16 protein-coding genes and 1 pseudogene are annotated in these 18459 nt (G+C 61.8%); 5 read left to right on the top strand and 12 right to left on the bottom strand.

Annotated elements, in window-relative coordinates:
• Positions 1-19 precede the first annotated feature (19 nt).
• Complete coding sequence (locus JT360_RS30460) at positions 20-1762, top strand: hypothetical protein (RefSeq protein WP_214476716.1); 1743 nt, start codon at positions 20-22, stop codon at positions 1760-1762.
• Between the two features lie 9 nt (positions 1763-1771).
• Here the strand turns inward: JT360_RS30460 and JT360_RS30455 are convergent, their stop codons facing one another.
• The 9 genes from JT360_RS30455 to JT360_RS30415 form a co-directional block, all read right to left on the bottom strand.
• Complete coding sequence (locus tag JT360_RS30455) at positions 1772-1957, bottom strand: hypothetical protein (protein WP_214476715.1); 186 nt, start codon at positions 1955-1957, stop codon at positions 1772-1774.
• Between the two features lie 97 nt (positions 1958-2054).
• Entirely contained in the window at positions 2055-3101 is a 1047-nt protein-coding gene (locus JT360_RS30450) for a UDP-glucuronic acid decarboxylase family protein (RefSeq protein WP_214476712.1), read from the bottom strand.
• 23 nt (positions 3102-3124) lie between these two features.
• A complete protein-coding gene (locus JT360_RS30445) occupies positions 3125-4228 on the bottom strand; it encodes a CgeB family protein (RefSeq protein ID WP_214476709.1) in 1104 nt (367 codons plus the stop codon).
• Complete coding sequence (locus JT360_RS30440; protein ID WP_214476707.1) at positions 4225-5319, bottom strand: CgeB family protein; 1095 nt, start codon at positions 5317-5319, stop codon at positions 4225-4227. The genes JT360_RS30445 and JT360_RS30440 overlap by 4 nt, the downstream gene beginning before the upstream one ends.
• Positions 5316-6446 carry a CgeB family protein gene (locus JT360_RS30435; protein ID WP_214476705.1) on the bottom strand — a complete coding sequence of 377 codons (1131 nt, stop codon included), beginning with the start codon at positions 6444-6446 and terminating at the stop codon, positions 5316-5318. The genes JT360_RS30440 and JT360_RS30435 overlap by 4 nt, the downstream gene beginning before the upstream one ends.
• A 2-nt stretch (positions 6447-6448) precedes the next feature.
• Positions 6449-7552 carry a glycosyltransferase family 4 protein gene (locus JT360_RS30430; protein ID WP_214476703.1) on the bottom strand — a complete coding sequence of 368 codons (1104 nt, stop codon included), beginning with the start codon at positions 7550-7552 and terminating at the stop codon, positions 6449-6451.
• Positions 7537-8829 carry a TIGR04295 family B12-binding domain-containing radical SAM protein gene (locus JT360_RS30425; protein WP_214476702.1) on the bottom strand — a complete coding sequence of 431 codons (1293 nt, stop codon included), beginning with the start codon at positions 8827-8829 and terminating at the stop codon, positions 7537-7539. The genes JT360_RS30430 and JT360_RS30425 overlap by 16 nt, the downstream gene beginning before the upstream one ends.
• On the bottom strand, positions 8826-9905 hold the full coding sequence (locus tag JT360_RS30420; protein ID WP_214476699.1) for an NAD-dependent epimerase/dehydratase family protein: 1080 nt from the start codon (positions 9903-9905) through the stop codon (positions 8826-8828). Before JT360_RS30420 ends, JT360_RS30425 begins: the two co-directional genes overlap by 4 nt.
• Positions 9902-11008 carry an NAD-dependent epimerase/dehydratase family protein gene (locus JT360_RS30415; protein ID WP_214476697.1) on the bottom strand — a complete coding sequence of 369 codons (1107 nt, stop codon included), beginning with the start codon at positions 11006-11008 and terminating at the stop codon, positions 9902-9904. Before JT360_RS30415 ends, JT360_RS30420 begins: the two co-directional genes overlap by 4 nt.
• Before the next feature lie 217 nt (positions 11009-11225).
• On the opposite strand from JT360_RS30415, the gene JT360_RS30410 reads away from it, so the two are divergent.
• Positions 11226-11498, top strand: a complete 273-nt coding sequence (locus JT360_RS30410; RefSeq protein WP_214476695.1) for a hypothetical protein — start codon at positions 11226-11228, stop codon at positions 11496-11498.
• Between the two features lie 91 nt (positions 11499-11589).
• Here the strand turns inward: JT360_RS30410 and JT360_RS30405 are convergent, their stop codons facing one another.
• The gene (locus JT360_RS30405; protein WP_214476693.1) at positions 11590-12186 is read right to left on the bottom strand and encodes a response regulator; all 597 of its coding nucleotides are present in this window, start codon (positions 12184-12186) and stop codon (positions 11590-11592) included.
• Positions 12187-12190: 4 nt separating this feature from the next.
• The gene (locus JT360_RS30400; RefSeq protein WP_214476691.1) at positions 12191-12421 is read right to left on the bottom strand and encodes a hypothetical protein; all 231 of its coding nucleotides are present in this window, start codon (positions 12419-12421) and stop codon (positions 12191-12193) included.
• Positions 12422-12520: 99 nt separating this feature from the next.
• On the opposite strand from JT360_RS30400, the gene JT360_RS30395 reads away from it, so the two are divergent.
• From JT360_RS30395 to JT360_RS30385, 3 genes are all read left to right on the top strand, one after another.
• Positions 12521-15631 carry a CheR family methyltransferase gene (locus JT360_RS30395; RefSeq protein ID WP_214476689.1) on the top strand — a complete coding sequence of 1037 codons (3111 nt, stop codon included), beginning with the start codon at positions 12521-12523 and terminating at the stop codon, positions 15629-15631.
• A complete protein-coding gene (locus JT360_RS30390) occupies positions 15628-16005 on the top strand; it encodes a response regulator (RefSeq protein WP_214476687.1) in 378 nt (125 codons plus the stop codon). Before JT360_RS30395 ends, JT360_RS30390 begins: the two co-directional genes overlap by 4 nt.
• Positions 16006-16646: 641 nt before the next feature.
• Entirely contained in the window at positions 16647-16913 is a 267-nt protein-coding gene (locus JT360_RS30385; protein ID WP_214476685.1) for a hypothetical protein, read from the top strand.
• A gap of 163 nt (positions 16914-17076) precedes the next feature.
• On the opposite strand, the pseudogene tnpC reads toward JT360_RS30385, so the two are convergent.
• Positions 17077-18459: pseudogene (tnpC, locus tag JT360_RS30380) on the bottom strand (IS66 family transposase); the annotation flags it as partial.

Here is an 18459-nt window from a genome sequence, read left to right as displayed (position 1 = left end):
AGCATTGGAAAAACGATCGATGATTGTCTATGGCGACCACAAGCGGACCGAAAGCGCACAACAGCTTCGCGAGGCTGCGATCGAAATGGCCGAACGCCTCGATCGGATGCCTGACGGAATCCGGCGCCACGCCGCGTTGGTCGGGCTATTCATCAGCGTGTCGGAACTGGTTCAGGCGCTTGCCGATGTCGATTTCGAAACCAGCGGCGTCGACATCAATTCGCCGCGGCAACAGCAAGGCGCCAAGCTGCTGGTGGGGCTTGCGGCAGAGGTGGCGAAGTCGTGGCGAAGTGGTTTCGCCGCAGGCGGTGGCATCGACCCCGGACCCCGACAAGTGCTGGCCGGGCTCGATTGCAAGGCAAAGGTTTTGACCGGCTCGGCCGAGGGCTATGCGCATTATGCGCTTTATCCCGAGAGCTATTTGGGCGCGGCGCAGGAGTCAGGTCTCGATGCGAACACATGCGTGATCGGCATCCGCAGCATCGGCCTGGGGCTTGCAGCGATGGTTGCCGCCGCGATCGGTGCGCCGGCGCCGATCAGCGTGCGTCCTATCGGCCATCCTTTCCATAGGCGCGTCAATGCCGATCCGCGGTCGATCGCCGCCTGGAGGCACAATCTCGCGGCTCGCTTCGCCATCGTCGACGAAGGCCCCGGCCTGTCGGGAAGTTCGATGCACGCCGTCGTCAAATGGTTGGGGGAACTGGGCATTGGTTTTCACCGCATTCACCTGTTCCCCAGCCATTCGGGCGACCCTGGCGCCGAAGCGTCGCAGGAGGTGCGCGAGACATGGGCGCGCTGCCGCAAACATGTGGCAATGGCTTTTGAACGCACCTTCTCAGAAAGCTGGCGAATTCCGACGCTGCGCGCTTGGGTGGCCGAGGCGGTCGGCAGTCCGGAATTGAGTTTGACCGAAATATCTGGTGGAGCGTGGCGGACCGTCCACTACGCCGACGAAGAGCGTTGGCCCCCGAGCCCACGCCGCACCGAACGGCGAAAGTTCCTGGCGTCTGCGGGTCGAGATCGTTGGCTCGTCAAATTTGTTGGTCTCGGCGAAAGCGGACAGCGCAAGGAACGAACCGCGACGATGCTGCATGAAGCTGGCTTCGGACCCCAAGTCGTCGGGCTTTGTCACGGTTTTCTGGTTGAACGGTGGGCCGACGGCATCACCTTGGATCAGGCACTGCCGTCCAGAGAGAGACTTCTCGCTGAGTTCACACGCTATCTGGCCTGGCGTGCGATCAATCTGCGTACCTGCGAACCGGGTGCTTCATTGCTCGCGCTCGCGGAGATGGCCGTTCACAATACCTCCGAAGCTCTGGGTGAGAACCCCGCCGCGAAACTGCGGAATTGGTTCTCGAAGCGGACGCCTGCGCATGTGCGGCAAAGGGTCGAAATCGACGGAAAGCTACACGCTTGGGAGTTCCTCGTCGGTTCCGAGGGCACGGTGGTCAAAACGGATGCCGTCGACCACTGCCGGGGACACGATCTGATCGGCTGCCAGCCGATAGAGTGGGACATTGCCGGCGCTCTTGTTGAATATGGACTGTCTGACGGCGACGTGGCGACCTTGATCGATGGGATGAGGCTCGACATTGATGACGGCCACATCGACTTCTTCGAACCTTGCTACCTGGCGTTCCAACTCGGGCTCTGGAGCATGGCGGCCCAATCCGAGAATGGCCGGGAAAAGGCAAGGCTATCCGCGACCGCAAACCGATATGAAAGAGGGCTGATACGGTTCATGGAGAAATGCAAGGCGTGACTGTCTCGATCAATCCAGCGTTCGCAGCATGTCTGCTTCCTGCTCGAGAATGCTGGCCACTTCCTCCCGCTGCAGATGCGTCATCATCAGGCTGACACAGCATTCGAGATAGGTGATCGAGGCCCGCCGCAGATAGGCAGCCGTTTCGCGTTCTGCAACGTGATCGATATCCTTGGCGGGTCGCTTGGGTTGCATGAGGATAATCCTCCATATCGGGTCCTCTCGCCAAACCCCAAGCTTGGACGGATGTTCCGCACGATCTCGAAGGAAAGATTTGCCTGCGATCCGAGTATCAGGCAGGGAGGTTCTGCAGCCCCCCTGATGCCGGTCTCGCGCTTTTGGCAAGGCCTGGCATCCGATCGCCGATCTGGCCGCCTTCGAGGGCCGTGAAATAGCCGATCGTCTTTGTCAGCCCTTCGTTGAGAGAAACTCTCGGCGTCCAGCCGAGCAGCGTTTTTGCGCGCGAGATATCGGGCCGCCTGCGCCGAGGATCGTCTTGCGGCAGCGGCAGAAACTTCAGATCCGATTTGGTGCCGGTCATCGCCTTCACCAATGCCGCCAGTCGCATGATGGTGAATTCTCCGGGATTGCCCAGATTGACCGGCTTGCCCGGATTGGGCTCGATATCCATGAGGCGCATCAATCCATCGATCAGATCCGAGACGTAGCAGAAGGATCGCGTCTGTTGGCCGTCGCCGAATATCGTCAGCGGGCGCTTCTCAAGCGCCTGCATGATCAGGTTCGAGACGATGCGGCCGTCCGCCGGATCCATTCTTGGGCCATAGGTGTTGAAGATGCGCGCAACGCGAACGTCGGTCTTGCCGGCTCTCAAGTAGTCGAAGCAAAGCGTTTCGGCGGTGCGCTTGCCCTCGTCGTAGCAGGCGCGTGGGCCGGTACAGTTCACATGGCCGACATAATCTTCCTTCTGCGGATGTTGTTCAGGGTCGCCATACACTTCGCTCGTCGAGGCCTGGAGCAGCCGCGCATCATTGCGGACCGCGAGCTCGAGCAGGTTGAGCGTTCCGATCACGCAGGTTCGCGTTGTGTGTATCGGGTCGGCTTGATAACGCGGCGGCGAGGCAGCACAGGCCAGATTGAAGATGCGATGCACCGGCTCACCGGGATCCAGTGGCCGGCAGATATCGTGCTCGATCAACCGAAAACCTGGCTGGTCCATGATCGAGATGATGTTCTCCATGCGACCGGTGAGAAAATTGTCGGCGCATATGACGCGCCAATGGTTGCGGAGCAATGCTTCGCAAAGATGCGAACCGAGGAAACCCGCGCCGCCTGCAACAAGCGCTGTCTTCGCCCTTTGCGCCTTTCTTGTTTGTCGCATCGCCGTTTTCTCCTGTCTGTCAGTCATGCTGCACTTCCAACATCGAGATCGAGGACCGCCGCCCTCGGTTGCGCCAGCGCCATCACGAACTCGCGGGCCCTGGCCGCACCGGTGTGGGCTGCAAGGACGAGTTCGCGTGCTCTGCCCGCCATGGCGCGGCGTGTGCGATCGGCCTCGGCGGAGAGGATCTCGACGACGTCGTCCGCCTCGCCGGCCGTGTGGATCGCCGATGCGGGAAAGAAGCTGTCGAGGCCTGGCCAGCGGTCGCTGATGATCGGTGTACCGCAAGCGGCAGCTTCGAAAAGGCGCACGCTGGGCGACCATCCCGCGGCGATCATCGAACTGCGTGTGACGTTCAGTGTGTAGCGCTGGCGGCTGTAGAACGCGGCGTGATCGGCCGGCGGCAGGTGTTCGATGCGCTCGACGTTGTCGGGCCAGACGATGCTGGACGGGTACTGCGAGCCGGCCACGACGAAACGGCGGTTCGGCATGCGCCGCGCGGGCTCGAGCAGGAGCGCGTTGAGCGGCGCCTGTCGGTCTGCGCTGTAGGTGCCGAGATAGCCGAGATCCCACCGGATCGGGTCGGCCGTGCGGTGATGCCGTTCCGGATCGACCGAACAGTAGAGCGGCTCGGCGCGGCGTGCGCCGAAGTTCTGCGCCAGATCAATGAGCATCGGGCCGCCGGCGAAAGAGAAATAGACATCGAAGTACGGAATCTGGCGCCAGCTCAGATAGTCGCAATCGTCCGCCGACAGCTTCGCCAGGGTCACCGGCGTGTCGATGTCGTAAAAGCAGAGTTGTCCTGTGCCAAGTGAAGCGGCGATATCGATGACCGAGCGCCCTTCCGGCACGAAGGAGCCGATGACCACGACATCGGCCTGTTGCAGACACAGTGCGTGGTCGCGTTGCAACTCCACGGTGGTTTCGTACCAGCGCAAGTCGCAGAAATCCGGATCGCGCAGATCGCGGTGTTTGGCGTACCACGGCACATCGCGCTCCAGAAAGGTCACGCGGTGGCCAAGTTCGTGAAGGCCTTTCAGCAGACCTCGAAAAGTGGTGGCGTGGCCGTTTCCCCAGGATGAGGACAGCGACAGGCCAAGAAAGACGATGTCCAGTTGCTTGGTCATTCCGCTGCCTCCACGGTCCCGTGCTCGAAATGCCGTTTGAAGACGGCATCAGCCACGGCCGCCCGCAACGCGTAGGTATGGTCGGTGAGAACGCGGCGAAGTGCGGATTGGCCGATTGCCTTTGCCCGGCCGGGAGTCAGGGAGCGCATGATCTCGGCGACATCGCCGCCATCGCGCGCCACAAGGATCTCCTCGCCGGGTTTCAGGAACAGTTCCACGCCCAGCCAAGCATCCGTGATGAGACAGGCGCCGGCGCCGGCCGCCTCGAAGACACGCGTGGCCGGTGAAAAACCGTTTGCGGCCATGCTGTCGCGGCTGATGTTCAACACGGCCTTTGAAGTGACATTGAAGGCATTGTGGTCGCGGGTGCCGACATGGCCGAGCCAGCCGACATTGGCTGGTAGCGGCTTGTCGCCCCAGCCCGATCCGCCGAGCAGAAAATGCTGTTTCGGCAGCTGGCTGGCGGGATCGAGGAAGAACGATTCGACACGCGCTTCACGATCCGGCAGCCGATTTCCGAGGAACGCCAGATCGCAGGCAAAACGCGCATTGCCGGCGACCGGGTAATGCGTTTCGGGATCGAGCGCATTGTAGATCGGCACGCACTCGTTGGCGCCCATGGCACGATAGGCCCAGACGACGGGATCGCCGCCGCCATAGGTCAACACAAGGTCGATTTCTTGCAGCGCACGATGCAGCGGGTGGTCCGGCTCGTCGCGCAACTGGGCAAGCGTGGCTGGCGCGTCCACGTCCCAGAATATGATGAGCGCGTCGCCGCGGGCGTGGTCGAGCACGGCGCGCAGCAGCGCCTCATCCTCAAAACCGACGCCGCTCGCCTTGACGACGATGTCGGCCTCGGCGGCACGCGCCGTCACCTGCATCAGCGCATGCTGCGTCGCCTCATAAACGACCACGGTGCACCAGTCAGGCGCATCAATGTCGCGGTTCTTCTGCCGGTCGTAGACATTTGGTTCATAGAAAGTGATCTCGTACCCCAACTGGGAAAGTGCCTTCAGCAACCCACGATAGTAGGTCGCGGCACCGTTCCAGTAGGACGACAAGAGGCTCGATCCATAGAATGCGATCTTCATGCGGCGGCTTCCTTTGCGGCGATCGGGTCGGCGGTGTGTTGGTTCGTGCATTCCGTGAGCACGTCGAACAGCTCGTCGACGCGGTGGCGGCAGGTGTGTCGCGAGCGGATGGTCTCAAGACCCGAGGTCACCAGGGAGGCCGCAAAGTCGGGATCGGCCAACACTGCCTGAAGCTGTTGCCGCATCCGCGAGCCATTCTCGGCAAACAGGAAGTCGACGCCGGGCCTGAAAAGCTGCTCGACATCGGACCACGGCGCTGAAATCAGCGGAATGCCGCAGGCAAGTGCCTCGAACATGCGGATCGTCGGAATTCCGGGCAGCCCCTCGCGGTAGGGACGCCGCGGGATGTGCACGGTGGCACGATGCGCGGCGAACGCCTTCGGCACGTCGGCATTGGCGATCCACCCTTCATAGCGCAGACCGGCGGCGGCCAGATCGGCGAGTGCCGGCCTGGGATAGCGGACGCCGTGAACCGTGGCGTCAACGCCAAGATCGTGGACCGGCTCGATCAGAAATTCCTTGAGTTCGGCGGTCCGCTCATCGTCGCCCCAGTTTCCGATCCAGACCAGATCGGACGTGGGGTGGATTTCCGGGTGCGGCTTGAACAGGCGATCGTCCGCCGCTTCATGCCAGGTGAAGACGCGTTTGCCCCAGCCGGCGCGCAGGTAGCTCTCGCGCAGCGCTTCGCCAAAGGCAAGAACACCGTCATAGTGCTCCAGCCGGAGCGCCGAGATTGCCTCGGTCGCCGACACGGCCCTGTGATGGGTATCGTGAAAAAGAAGGATGAAGTTGCCACCACGGGCCCGGGCACGGCCGATGCGTGCGACAAGCTCCGGATCCGTCCACTCATGGACGATCACCACATCGGCCTCGGAGACCCAGGCTTCGTGGTCGAACCCGGCATCGTAGGTCACCGGCATCAATTCGGGGAAATCCTTGCGGAAGCGTTCGATGGCGAACGATCCCTGCTCAGTCAGCAGATTGGAGCGGCTCCAGCCGTCCGCCGGCTCCATCGCGATCGCCTTATGCTGGCGCTGGACCAGTTCTCGCATGACACCGCGCAGGAAGTGGGCGTTGCCGTGATTCCAGTCGGAAACGATCGAGTGGGTGTAGAACAAAAAGCGCATGATCAGCGCTCCGCCACGGCTAGCGAAGCTCTTTCGTAAACATCGCGCATGGCCGCTGCCTGCCTCGCCAGCGTGAACCTGCGGCTCCGGCGGATGGCTGCCTGGCCGAGCTCTCGCCTGTGCCCGGCATCGCTGGAAAGACGATTGATGCAGGCAGCGAGGTCGTGCGGATCGCGCGCGTCGAAGAACATCGCGGCCCCGTCCCACAGTTCGCGATATGTCGCGATATCGGAGAGCACCAGGGGCGTTGCCGACATAGCCGCTTCCAGCGCCGCCAGACCGAACGGCTCGTAGAGCGATGGCGATACAAAAATGCCGGCGCGCGCCATCAAGGAGCGCACCTCGTCAGACGGCAGTGCTCCGAGAGGAACGGCATGGTTGAAGGTGGCACGCTCGCCGTTCGGACCGTGCATCGAACCGGCTGTAAAGATGGGCCATTGCGTCAATGAGGCGGCCTGGTCGACCACCCCAATATTCTTTCCCTCGTCCCACCAGCGGGCAGCGGCGAAGACGAGCGGCTGGCGGTTTTCGGCTTTCGGGACCGGACGGGCGCCGTTTCCGACGACGTGGAGGCGCGCGATCGGCCTTCCATAGCAGGTTTCGATCGCCTCGGCATGGCTGCGGCTCGGCGCGATGACTGCGTCGGCCCTGTCGAAGCCACGCCTGTTGCGCTCTTTCTGCCAGGCCCATGCGCTATCCAAGGCCTGTCCCCTGACGGCGTGGAACCATGTCGTCACGCAGGAATGCGAGACCACTATGACCGGACAGGGCGCATCGAATTCCACTGCCTGCGTCGGGGCGTTGAGATGGACAAGGTCAATGGCGTGGTCCCGCAGGGGTGCATGCAATTCCCCCGGCAAGGCATCGAGATCACCGGAGCTGCGGGTCATCCAATCCAGTGGCGTATTCAGCCAGATCAGCGTCGCGAGGGACTGCGCCTCTTCGGCCTGTTGCCTGGATGGCTGCGGCCCCAGACCGGCAAACACAATGCTGTCGCCGCCATTGACCAGTTCCCGGCCGAGATCAAGCGCATAGCGCCATACTCCGCCCATGGCGTCGACGGTCATCAGGATGCGGCGCTTGCGCGGCGTCAGTGTCCGCAACATGTCGCCTCCAGTACCGCCAGCGGACGCGGGCGCCTTTCCTGGATGTCGCTGAACTTCTGGAACGATGCAAGGTAATGGTCATGGGCGCGCTCCCAGGCGAGGTCGTCGGGTTCGCCCCAAAGCTCGCGATAGCTGGGCGAACTCGGATATGGATACAGCGGTACGGGTTCATTGGCCCACACGCCATTGTCGAGCAGGTGGGCTCGCCAGTAATCGACAAGGGCAGGATCATCCTCGACGACGCCGATCAGATTGGCCTGGACGAACGGAACGTGGCGTCTGGCATTGACCAGCAACGCGGCGAGTTCCTCGGTGCCCAGCCGGCAGCGCTTCGCCAACATGGCTCGGCCTTCTACCGTCAGGCTTTCGAGGCCGGCTTCGATGGAGACACAGCCGGCCGCGCCCAGCAATTCCAGCAGCTCCGGTTTCCACAGGTCAATGCGGGTCTGCACGCCGAATTTCACATCGCGGTCGATCAACGCTTCCAGCAGCGCTTTTTGCGGCAGGAAGATTTCGTCGATGAAGTAGATGTAGCCGACACCTTGGGCAATCAGCCGATCGATTTCCGTTACCACCGCCTCGTGGTTGCGGCGCCGATAGGCGTCGCGGAAATCGATCTTGGCGCAGAAGCTGCAATTGTAGGGACAGCCGCGTGACGCCTCGACCTCAGCGCCGAACCCAATCTGATGCTCATCGAACCTGTGATGGTGATGCGAATGGGCAGTGATCCAGTCCGATGGCCATTCAAGCGGCGGATGGTCGACAAACGAACTGGCATGGACGCCGCCGTTCGAAACCAGCTTGGCGTCCCGCAGAAAAGCGGTTGAGGAAACTGCGCTCCAATCGTCGCGTCGGGCAAGTTCCGCGACGATTTCCTCGCATTCGCCGCGCACGACAATGTCGGCGCCAAGTTTGCGCAAGGTCGGCGCCGGTGTCGCTGAGCCGTGCGGCCCGACCGCGACTGTGCGTCCGCCTCGCCCGGCGAGACGATTGAGGAAATCGGCCGGGACGCGCAACTCCGGCGGTGCGCAGCGCCAGAACAAATAGGTCGGCGCGGTGCTGACCACCGTCATTGCCGGTGCGAAATCAGCCACGCGTTCGCAGAGCCTGGAATTGTCGAGCTTCTGCAACTGCCCGTCCAGCATCAGCACCTCATGGCCGGCCGCTTCAAGCAGGGCTTTGGAATAGCCGAGTTCCAGCGGCAGGTGTGGTTGGCGGCAGCCGAAATAGATGCTGTCGTCATAGGTCCAGAACGGGTTGACCAGGGCGATTTTCATGCGACGTACCTCACGGCTTCGGGTCGGGGCTCGAGCCGGTGGCGCTGCAGCCAGTCGGCCAGGTCGCGAATGCCTTCGCGCCATGAAACATGCGCCTTCCAGCCAAGCGTCGTTAGGATCTTGCGGGTATCGGCAACGAAGAAGGGCTGGTCGCCGGTCCGTTCGGATTCGTGGCGGATCGAAAGCTCCCGGCCGGTCAGGCCGCCGATCTCGCTCAGCAGCATACGCAGGCTGAGCGCATTTTCCGGTCCGCCGCCAAGATTGAATGCCTGGCCCCTGACCCTCTCGATATGGTCGAGCACGGCCCGGTAGGCCGCGACCGCGTCGGCGACGTGCAGGATGTCACGCACCTGCCTGCCGTCGCCGTAGATGGTGATTGGCCGTCCGGTGAGTGCGCTGAGCAGGAAGTGCGCGACCCAGCCCTGGTCCTCGGTGCCGAACTGCCGCGGTCCGTAGATACAGCTCATTCGCAGCACCGCCGTCGGCATGCCGTAGGATTTGGCATAGTCGAGCACATACTGGTCCGCCGCACCTTTGGAGCAGCCATAGGGTGTGCAGAAATCCAGGCCGCGGGCCTCATCGATGCCTTGGGCCTGGACGGTGCAATCGCAAGGTACGCAGCGATCGCCATCCTCGCGAACGGCGACGTCGGGGAGGCTGCCGTAGACCTTGTTGGTGCTGGCGAAGATCACCGGGATACGCCCACTGCTCAGTCGCGCCGCTTCCAGCACGTTGAACGTTCCCCGAAGATTGACGTCGAAATCCTCGTCTGGCCGAACCAGGCTGGTGGTGACGGCCGTTTGCGCGGCCAGATGGAAGATCGCCTTCGAACGCATCAAAACGGGCGTCAGAGCATTGGCGTCCCGCACGTCGATGGTCTCGACCGTGAGGCGGCTGCCGTGTTTCTGCGCCAGCCATTCAAGGTTCTGTTCGACGCCGGGACGACTAAGATTGTCGATCACCAGCACCGGCTTGCCATCCGACAACAGGCTGTCGGCCAGGTTCGATCCGATGAAGCCGCTGCCGCCGACGATGGCGACCGGCGCTTCGCGACGACTGCGTGCACCCCGATTCATGACACCAACCCGCGTTCTTCGAGTTCGCGCTTCATGTCGGCACCGCGGTCGACAGCGACTGTGTTGCGCACCCAGGAAACGAAATCGCCGAGCGAACTCTCCAATCGTTGCCCCGGTTCGAAACCGAGCAGCTCCCGTGCCTTGGAAATATCGGCGAAGCAGTTGCGGATATCGCCGGAGCGCGCCTTGCCGAGCAGCTCGGGCGACCGTTTCGGCGTTCCCATGGCCTCGGCCAGCAATCGGGCGACCTCGCTGATCGCATAGGCCCGGCCGCTGCCGATGTTGATGACGTGGCCCTTCGCCTGACGTTGCTGCAGCGCAAGGCGAAAGGCGCGGGCGACGTCATGCACATGGACGAAATCGCGCTTCTGTTCGCCATCCTCGAAGATCATCGGCGGTTGGCTATTGGCGAGACGTGAAGCGAAGTTGGCCAGCACGCCGGTATAGGGATTTGATAGTGCCTGGCCGGCGCCGAAGACATTGAATAGGCGCAGCGCGACCGCATCGATGCCGTAGGCCTCGCCGAAGATCAGCACGGCGCGTTCCTGGGCGTATTTTGTCAGCGCGTAGATCGAGGCGAGATCGACCGGCTTCTCTTCGTCCGTCGGCAGCGGCGAGAGGGGTTCGCCTTCCGGCGACAGCGGATTCCATTGTCCGCTTTTGATGTCGCTCGCCTTGCGCCGGGCATTGTCGATGCGCCGGCCGTCCGGCGTGGCATAGAGGCCCTCGCCATAGACGCTCATCGAGGAGGCGACGACGATCCGCTCGACCGGGTGTTTGATCAACGACTCGAGCAGCGTGGCCGTGCCGAGATCGTTGGTGCCGACATAGCGCGCGATCTCGTACATCGACTGTCCGACGCCGACTTCCGCCGCCAGGTGAATGACCGCGTCAATACCTTCCAGCGCCTTGGCGACGGCCTCGCGGTCGCGGACATCGGCCTTGATCAGTTCGGCTCCGGCGGGAAGCGCGATCGCTTCGCCTCCATGCACCTGCTCCAGAAGGGCATCGAGAATGCGAACGGAATAATCCTGAGTGATGAGTTCTTGTGCGACGTGGCGGCCGATGAAGCCGCAGCCTCCTGTAACCAATATGCGTTTCACGACGACTCCTCGGACGAGTGACCTCGGGTCTCCGAACTATTCGGCAAAAGGTTTGTTCCCTGTGCTTCAACAAAGTTCCCTCGGCCAGCTTCGTTCGAAAGCAGGCACATCGCGATCGGCTCGCGGTGCTGGAACATTGCTGCCCGTGTGCTGTTAGGACGCTCGACAGCCGCCGTGAGGCCCGGATGCGGCGAGGCCGATGATCAAGGAGATTTCAATGTCGCAGTCGCAGACGACCACCAATCACGACGAAATTCGCAAATGGGCCGAAGAGCGGCAGGGCCGGCCGGCGGTGGTCCGCACCAAAGGCGAGGGCGGCATCCTGCGGATCGACTTCGGCGAGCCCGAGGAAGCATTCGAGCCTATCGAATGGGACGAGTTCTTCCGGATATTCGATGAGAATGATCTGGCCTTTCTGTATCAGGCCAGGACCAGTGACGGACAAGCCAGCCGTTTCAACAAGTTCGTCGAGCGCAATCGCAAAGGCTGATGACGCCAGCCCGGGCAGCCTACGGCGCCGTGGGCGGGCGAGGCGGGCCTTAGCCGCTGCGACCGACAAACTCCGGCTCGAGGAGAAAAAATCAATGCAAGAGCTTTGCGCCGCGGGCTTTCGCCACCTCTCGCATGATGCCGCTGAGCCAGTTTTCGGTGGACTGCCCAGGCCGCCTGCGGTCGACATCCCGGATCGCTTGCTCGAGCGTCCTCTCGACGAGGCGGTCCGACGCATCGACGTCTCCCAGCAAAAGGCGCGCCGCAAGTCGCAGTTTGGGCAAAAGCGCGAACACGTCGTCGGACGAACTTGGCTCGAAGGTCTTTGCCTCCCCGGATGATCGCGGCGGAAAAAGAGCGTTGAACACAGCCTGGCTGCCAGAGGATTTACGCAGATTGCTGGCGAAACGCAGATGTTCGGGAATGGCGATGTCGTTGTCACCGCTGAAGAATACGAATGGGATGCCGCGGCGCATCAACTTGTCCGCGATCGGAAACACTCGTCGGCCGTTGAGATTGACGTCGAGGATTGCAGCTTCGGCCGCGTCGGTATGTTTCGATGCCTGTTCGACGGTTGCCGCGGGGCCAAGGACGATGGCGCCCATATTGCTGAAGAACCGCGCAAGATCTCCTGCCAGCATCCATTCGTCTTCGACGATCAGAATATGCAGTCCCCGCAGGTCGCGCACGTCCTCATCCTCTCTTGGTACGGAGTTTAGGATGGGACCGACGTTCATTCCGGGTTTTGTCATTCAAGGCCGTCTGCAATCGTTTCGCAAGCATCAGCATGCGATCCGGGACGGACCCCGCATCGGAACAGCCAATCAGCCCCTGCGCTCCTGATATCGGTGGCGCCATGAGCTTAATTTCAGAAGAACGTTTTGCCATTGAACCACCATGGATATCGGGTTCAACGTCATCCATGGCGACTTGTTCCGGCCCTCCTGCGCGCTATATGATGATGTCCTGTCTGGTCCGATTTTGAAGGACTTTGTGTCGGGCCGGGCGAAAGGGGGACAGGCCGTGGCAGCCCGATCGAAAAGATTCCCCATCGTGGGCGTCGGCGCGTCCGCCGGTGGCATTCCCGCGATGGAAGGCCTTTTCAAGGGCGTGCCCGGTCACCCCGGCATGGCGTTCGTCATCATCACGCATCTCAGCCCCAAGCGGGAGAGCCTGTTGCATGAGGTTGTCAGCCGCTACACCGAGATGCCTGTCGTGGTGGTCGAGGATGGTATGGCTGTCGAACCCGACCACGTCTATGTGATGCCGCAGAACGTCACCCTAGCCATCGACAACGGCGTGCTGCACCTGCGGCGGCCCAATGGGCTTACCCAAGAGCGCAAACCTATCGACATCTTCTTCAGCACACTGGCCGAAGACCAGGGTGAATATGCCGTCGGCGTCATTCTGTCGGGTGGAGATTCCGATGGAACCTTGGGTGCCAAGGCCATCAAGGAGCGGGGCGGGCTCACCGTTGCGCAGGCGTCGGACGGCTATGGCCCGCGCAATCCAGATATGCCGCAGAGCGCTATTGCCAGTGGGCTCGTCGATATCGCTGTACCCGCCGAGGAGATTGGGGCGAAGCTGGAGGCTTTCGCCCGCGGCTTCGACGCGCTGAACGGGCTGGCGGACGAAGACGGCGCCCATACGGCCGACATAGATACGATGCGGGAACAGATATACGGCATTTTGCGCAGCCACTCCGGCCACGAGTTTTCAGGCTATAAGCCCAAGACATTCCTGCGCCGCGTCAAGCGGCGCATGCAGATCGCCCAGATTCAGTCCATCAGCGCCTATATCGACTGGCTGAAGAAGGACCCTCGCGAGGTGATGAACCTGTTTCGCGACTTGCTGATAAACGTGACCAATTTTTTCCGCGATCCGGACGCATTCGAATTGCTCGAGCGAAAGATCATACCGCAGCTCTTCGAAGGCAAGACCGCCAGCGATACTGTCAGGGTCTGGGTTCCCGGCTGCGCCACGGGCGAGGAAGTGTTCTCCATTGGCATCCTGCTGCGTGAACACATGGAAAAGCTTTCGGCCGTCCCGCGCGTCCAGATATTCGCCACCGACATAGACGAGCCGGCGTTAGCGGTGGCGCGGGCGGCGCGCTATCCCGAAGCCTTGCTGCAAGGGCTTTCCCCCGAACGCCGGCAGCGGTTTTTCAATGGAAATGGCGAGAGCTATGTCCTCAGCAGCGATGTACGTGAGCTGTGCATTTTCTCGCCACACAGCGTTATTCGCGATCCGCCGTTTTCGCGCACGGACCTGGTCTCTTGCCGTAACCTGCTGATCTATTTCGGGCCGAGCATTCAAAACCGTGTCATCCCTGTCTTCCACTATGCGCTGAAGCCCGGCGGCTATCTTTTCCTCGGCACGTCCGAGAGTGTTGGGCAGCACGACAATCTGTTCGCCACCGTCGACAAGAAACATCGCATTTTCCAGGCACGGGAGCACGCTTCGCCGCATATCAGGCTGCCTGCCCTGATCGGCGACAGCCGTTCCGGCCTTTTTCCACCCGAAAACACCGGCTTAAGGAGGGGAACTGTCGGTTATCCCCTGCGCCAGACAGTCGAGGCACAAGTGCTGGAGCGGTTCGCCCCGCCGCATGTGCTCGTCAATGCGGAAGGCGACGTCGTCTACTATTCAGCCCGGACCGGCAAATACCTCGAGGCGCCGCAAGGTATCCCCAGCCGGCAGCTGCTCACCATGGCGCGCCGCGGGCTGCGCCTGGACCTGCGCGCCGCATTGAGGGAATCAACGACGACCCGCCGCACGGTTGTGCGGGAAAACCTCGTCGTTGAGGAGGATGACGAACGTGTCCAACCGATCAGGCTGACGATCGAACCGCTCACCGAACGCGGTAATGGCGAACCGCTTTACCTTGTCCTCTTCGAACCGTCGGGACCGCCGCAGGCCCGGTCCGACGAAGATGGCGGCAGCCATGACAGCGACAGCACCGCCGATCTCGAGCGGGAACTGCGCGACACGAGAGAGCGCCTGCAATCGACGATCGAGGAGTACGAGACCGCCCTGGAGGAGGTGAAATCGTCGAACGAGGAACTCGTCTCGGTCAATGAGGAGGCGCAATCCACCAATGAGGAACTCGAAGCCTCTAAGGAGGAGATGCAGTCGCTCAACGAAGAGCTCAACACGATCAACGCCGAATTGACGGGCAAGATAGAAGAGCTTGACCATGCCAACAGCGATCTGCGCAACCTGTTCGAAAGCACCGATATCGCGACCATTTTCCTCGATCGCAACCTTGTGGTCCGCACCTTCACGCCGGCGGCTTCATCCTTCTTCAGCCTGCGTCCCTCCGATGTCGGCCGGCCGCTGACGGATCTGTCGAGCCAACTCGATTACCCCGAGTTGAAGCAGCACATCGACAAGGTGTTCGAGACAGGCGAGACCCTGAACCACCATCTTGCGCGCGATGCCAGAGGCCTGTTTCACATGGTCCGCATCAACCCGTATCGGGACAAGGGCTACAAGATACAGGGCGTCGTGGTGACACTGGTCGATGTCACCACATTGGCAGAGGCGGAAGAGCATCAGCAGGTGCTCATCTCCGAGCTCAACCATCGGGTCAAGAACATGCTGGCCGTGATCGCCAGCATCGCCAACCGGACGCGGGAAAATTCGGACACCAAGGAAGAGTTCGCGGATGCGCTGATCGGCCGCCTGCACGCCATGTCTCGGGCCTATGGACTGCTGACCCGGGAGAGCTGGAAGGAAGCCTCGGTCAAGGAGTTGCTCCAGCAGGAACTCGAACCATTCGGCGTCGAACGCATCGAACTCCATGGCGAGGATGTGAAGCTCGGCCCGCAACAGGGGCTTTCCCTCTCGATGGCCATTCATGAACTGGCCACCAATGCGGCCAAGTATGGCGCCTTATCCAAACCCCGAGGCAAGATCGGGGTGGAATGGTCGATCCATGATGACAGTTTCACGCTTGGCTGGCGCGAGAAGGATGGTCCCGCTGTAAAAGAGCCTTTGACCAATGGCTTCGGCTTGACCCTTTTGCAGGGAGAAATCGGCTACAGACTGGGCGGCCACGTCGAGACCGCTTTCGACGAGAACGGTCTCAGCGTTCAGATCGCTTTTCCCGCAAATCATAGGAACGTGCCATGAGCGACAGGCCTCGTGTTCTGGTAGTCGAGGACGAATGGTTGATCGCGGAAGACATCGCGTCCCGCCTGCGCAAAGCTGGCTATCCGGTGGTCGGCCCTGTTTCATCGGTTGCCGCGGCTCTTCGGCTTGTCGAGGCGGACAATGTCGATGTCGCGTTGCTGGACATTCAATTGAACGGCAAAACAAGCCTGCCCATCGCGGAGACATTGCTGGCTCGCCGCACTCCTTTCGCGTTCATCACGGGATTTGGACAGGGTGATGTTCCCGCTCCCTTCCGAGACTGCAAATTTGTTCCCAAGCCATCGGGTGAAGCTGTCATCCTGGCCGCGGTGGCCGAGCTGGCATCGCTCCGAGCCCCGTCGACTTCGCTCTGATCCTAACGGCAAGCCGGTCGGGATCAGATGAGCCGCGATCAATCCAGCGGTTTATCGGTAGGCCGAGGCGTCGTACCGGCCTGACGTGGCTGTCCGGCGTTTCGATTGGCGTCTGGGTTATCCAGCGGAGCAGTCGAAGGGCGCGATTTGCCGGCGGTCTTTGCCGTCAGCGGTTTAGCGCCGGCGTCCGTGTCGTTGGCATCCCTGCTTGCGTGTGGCAGGCCATCAGCGTTCGGAGACCGGACGGCGGGTTTTGATACGGAATTTTCCTTGCCCATTGTGGCTCCTTTTTTTGCAACGGCGAAACGATCTCATGTCAGCGGGTCAATCGCCGGCAAGATTGAAAGTTCCGCCATCGCGACGGGATCGAAGGCCGTTGGCGAGCGTGAGCGAAGTGTGCGGGCTCGTCCTGCTTGTCAGATCGTGCTTGCAACTTATTTCATCTGTAGCGGGAACAAGCGAAGCCGATGCAAGTTCGAGATCGTGCAGTATTGTCATCCTCCCATCTCTGATGCTGCGCGATCGGGCTCCGGCCTGGTCAGCCCGCGCCGCTCCCTAAAGGAGGCGCGGGCTTTTCGACGCCGCGCGCTTTAGGCGGGAACATCTTGCCGGTCCGGCAGTTCGGCGCCCAGGAGAAACAAATGCAATATGCCGAGGAGATCGCGCTCAGGCGCGTGAAGGTGCTGGTCGAACAATATGTTCTCGCGAGAAGCAGGAGGTATGATTTTGTCTCGACCGAACTGGCATGCAGGGCCATTCGTCAGGTGGTTCGGACCCCGATCGAGGACGTCGAACTGGATCATTTGCTGGCCAGAAGTGCCGCCAAACAGGGGCTTTCGGTGCGGTTCGACCGGATAGGTCACTGGCAGGCTGCTTCGTCCGAACTCAGCCAGGAACAATCAGCATGAGAGCGGTGTTGTTGATGGCGGCCGCATTGCTCTCCCTAGGGGTGCGACAACAATGCCGACCCTGTCAAATCCAAGACGGATAATGTGAACAGCCAGCCGGTCGACAAGAACCCGGTGACGGAAACCAATCCGACGCCACAGACCACTACCGTAAGCGGTGTTCTCAGGCCACGGCCTTGAGCTCGGGAGCCGGGATGTAGGCCCAAGGCAGCAGGTCGTCGATCTGGCTGTTGGGGTGGCCGTTGAGGATCCTGGAGAGGACATCGGCGAGATAGCCGAGCGGTTCGACATCGTTGAGTTTGCAGGTTTCGATCAGCGAGGCGATGACTGCCCAGTGTTCGGCACCGCCGTCAGAGCCTGCGAAGAGCGCGTTCTTGCGGTTGAGCGCGATCGGACGGATCGAGCGTTCGACGGTGTTGCTGTCGATCTCGATGCGGCCGTCGTCAAGGAAGCGCGAGAGGCCTTCCCAGCGCGTGAGCGTATAGCGGATTGCCTCGGCGAGCTTTGTCTTCTGGCTGATCAGACCGAGTTTCTCGCGAAGCCAGGGCTCGAGATCGACGACGATGGCGCGGCTTTTGTCTTGACGCATCGCGCGACGCTCGTTGGCCGATCGGCCACGGATGTCATCCTCGATCTTGTAGAGTTCGCCAATCCGTCTGAGCGCCTCGCTGGCGATCGGCGCTGGTCCGGACACGGCCAGTTCATAGAAGCGCCGGCGCACGTGTGCCCAGCAGAAGGCGAGCGTCACGTCGCTTCTGTCGGCCATCACACGATAGCCGCCATAGCCGTCGACCTGAAGGATTCCGGTGAAGCCCGCGAGATGAGCGATCGGACGCTCGGCCTTTCGGTCCGGCGCATAGACATAGGCGACGCCCGGCGGGTCGCTCCCTTCCCACGGTCGGTCATCGCGGGCATAGGCCCAGAGTTGACCTGTCTTAGTCTTGCCGCATCGAGCACTGGCGCGGTCGTCTCGTCGGCGAAGAGTTTTGGCGAGGACTTCAGCTTGCCAAGCAGCCGCTCGTGGACCGGACGCAGGTGCCAGGCGGCGCGGCCGACCCAATCGGCGAGCGTGGAGCGATCGAGATTGATTCCCTGCCGGGCGTAGATCTGCGCCTGACGATAGAGCGGTAGGTGATCGGCATATTTTGAGACCAGCACCTGGGCGACCGTTGCCTCGGTCGGAAGACCACCCTCGATCAGCCGGGCCGGCGCGGGAGCCTGAACCACGACGTCCTCGCAGGCGCGGCAGCCATATTTGGGCCGGCGCACGACGATTACACGCAGCTGCGCCGGAACGATGTCGAGCCGCTCGCTCACGTCCTCGCCGATCCGATGCAAGCCATTGCGGCAGCATGGGCAGGCATGGTCCTCGATATCGACGATCATTTCCACCCGCGGCAGATGGGATGGCAACGCGCCGCGGTTCGTCCGACGCTTCCTGGCGCGCTCCAGGCGCTCTGCGGGAGATGCTTGTTCGTTCTCTTCCTCGTCGGCGGCCTCGATCTGCTCGGCCTCTTCGAGCCCCAGCAGCAATTGATCCTCGGGG

The organism is Mesorhizobium sp. dw_380 (assembly GCF_018588885.1).
Classification (GTDB): Bacteria; Pseudomonadota; Alphaproteobacteria; order Rhizobiales; family Rhizobiaceae; genus Mesorhizobium.
The sequence above is the reverse complement of the archived record's forward strand: the minus strand, read 5'-3'. Positions and strand labels throughout refer to the sequence as shown.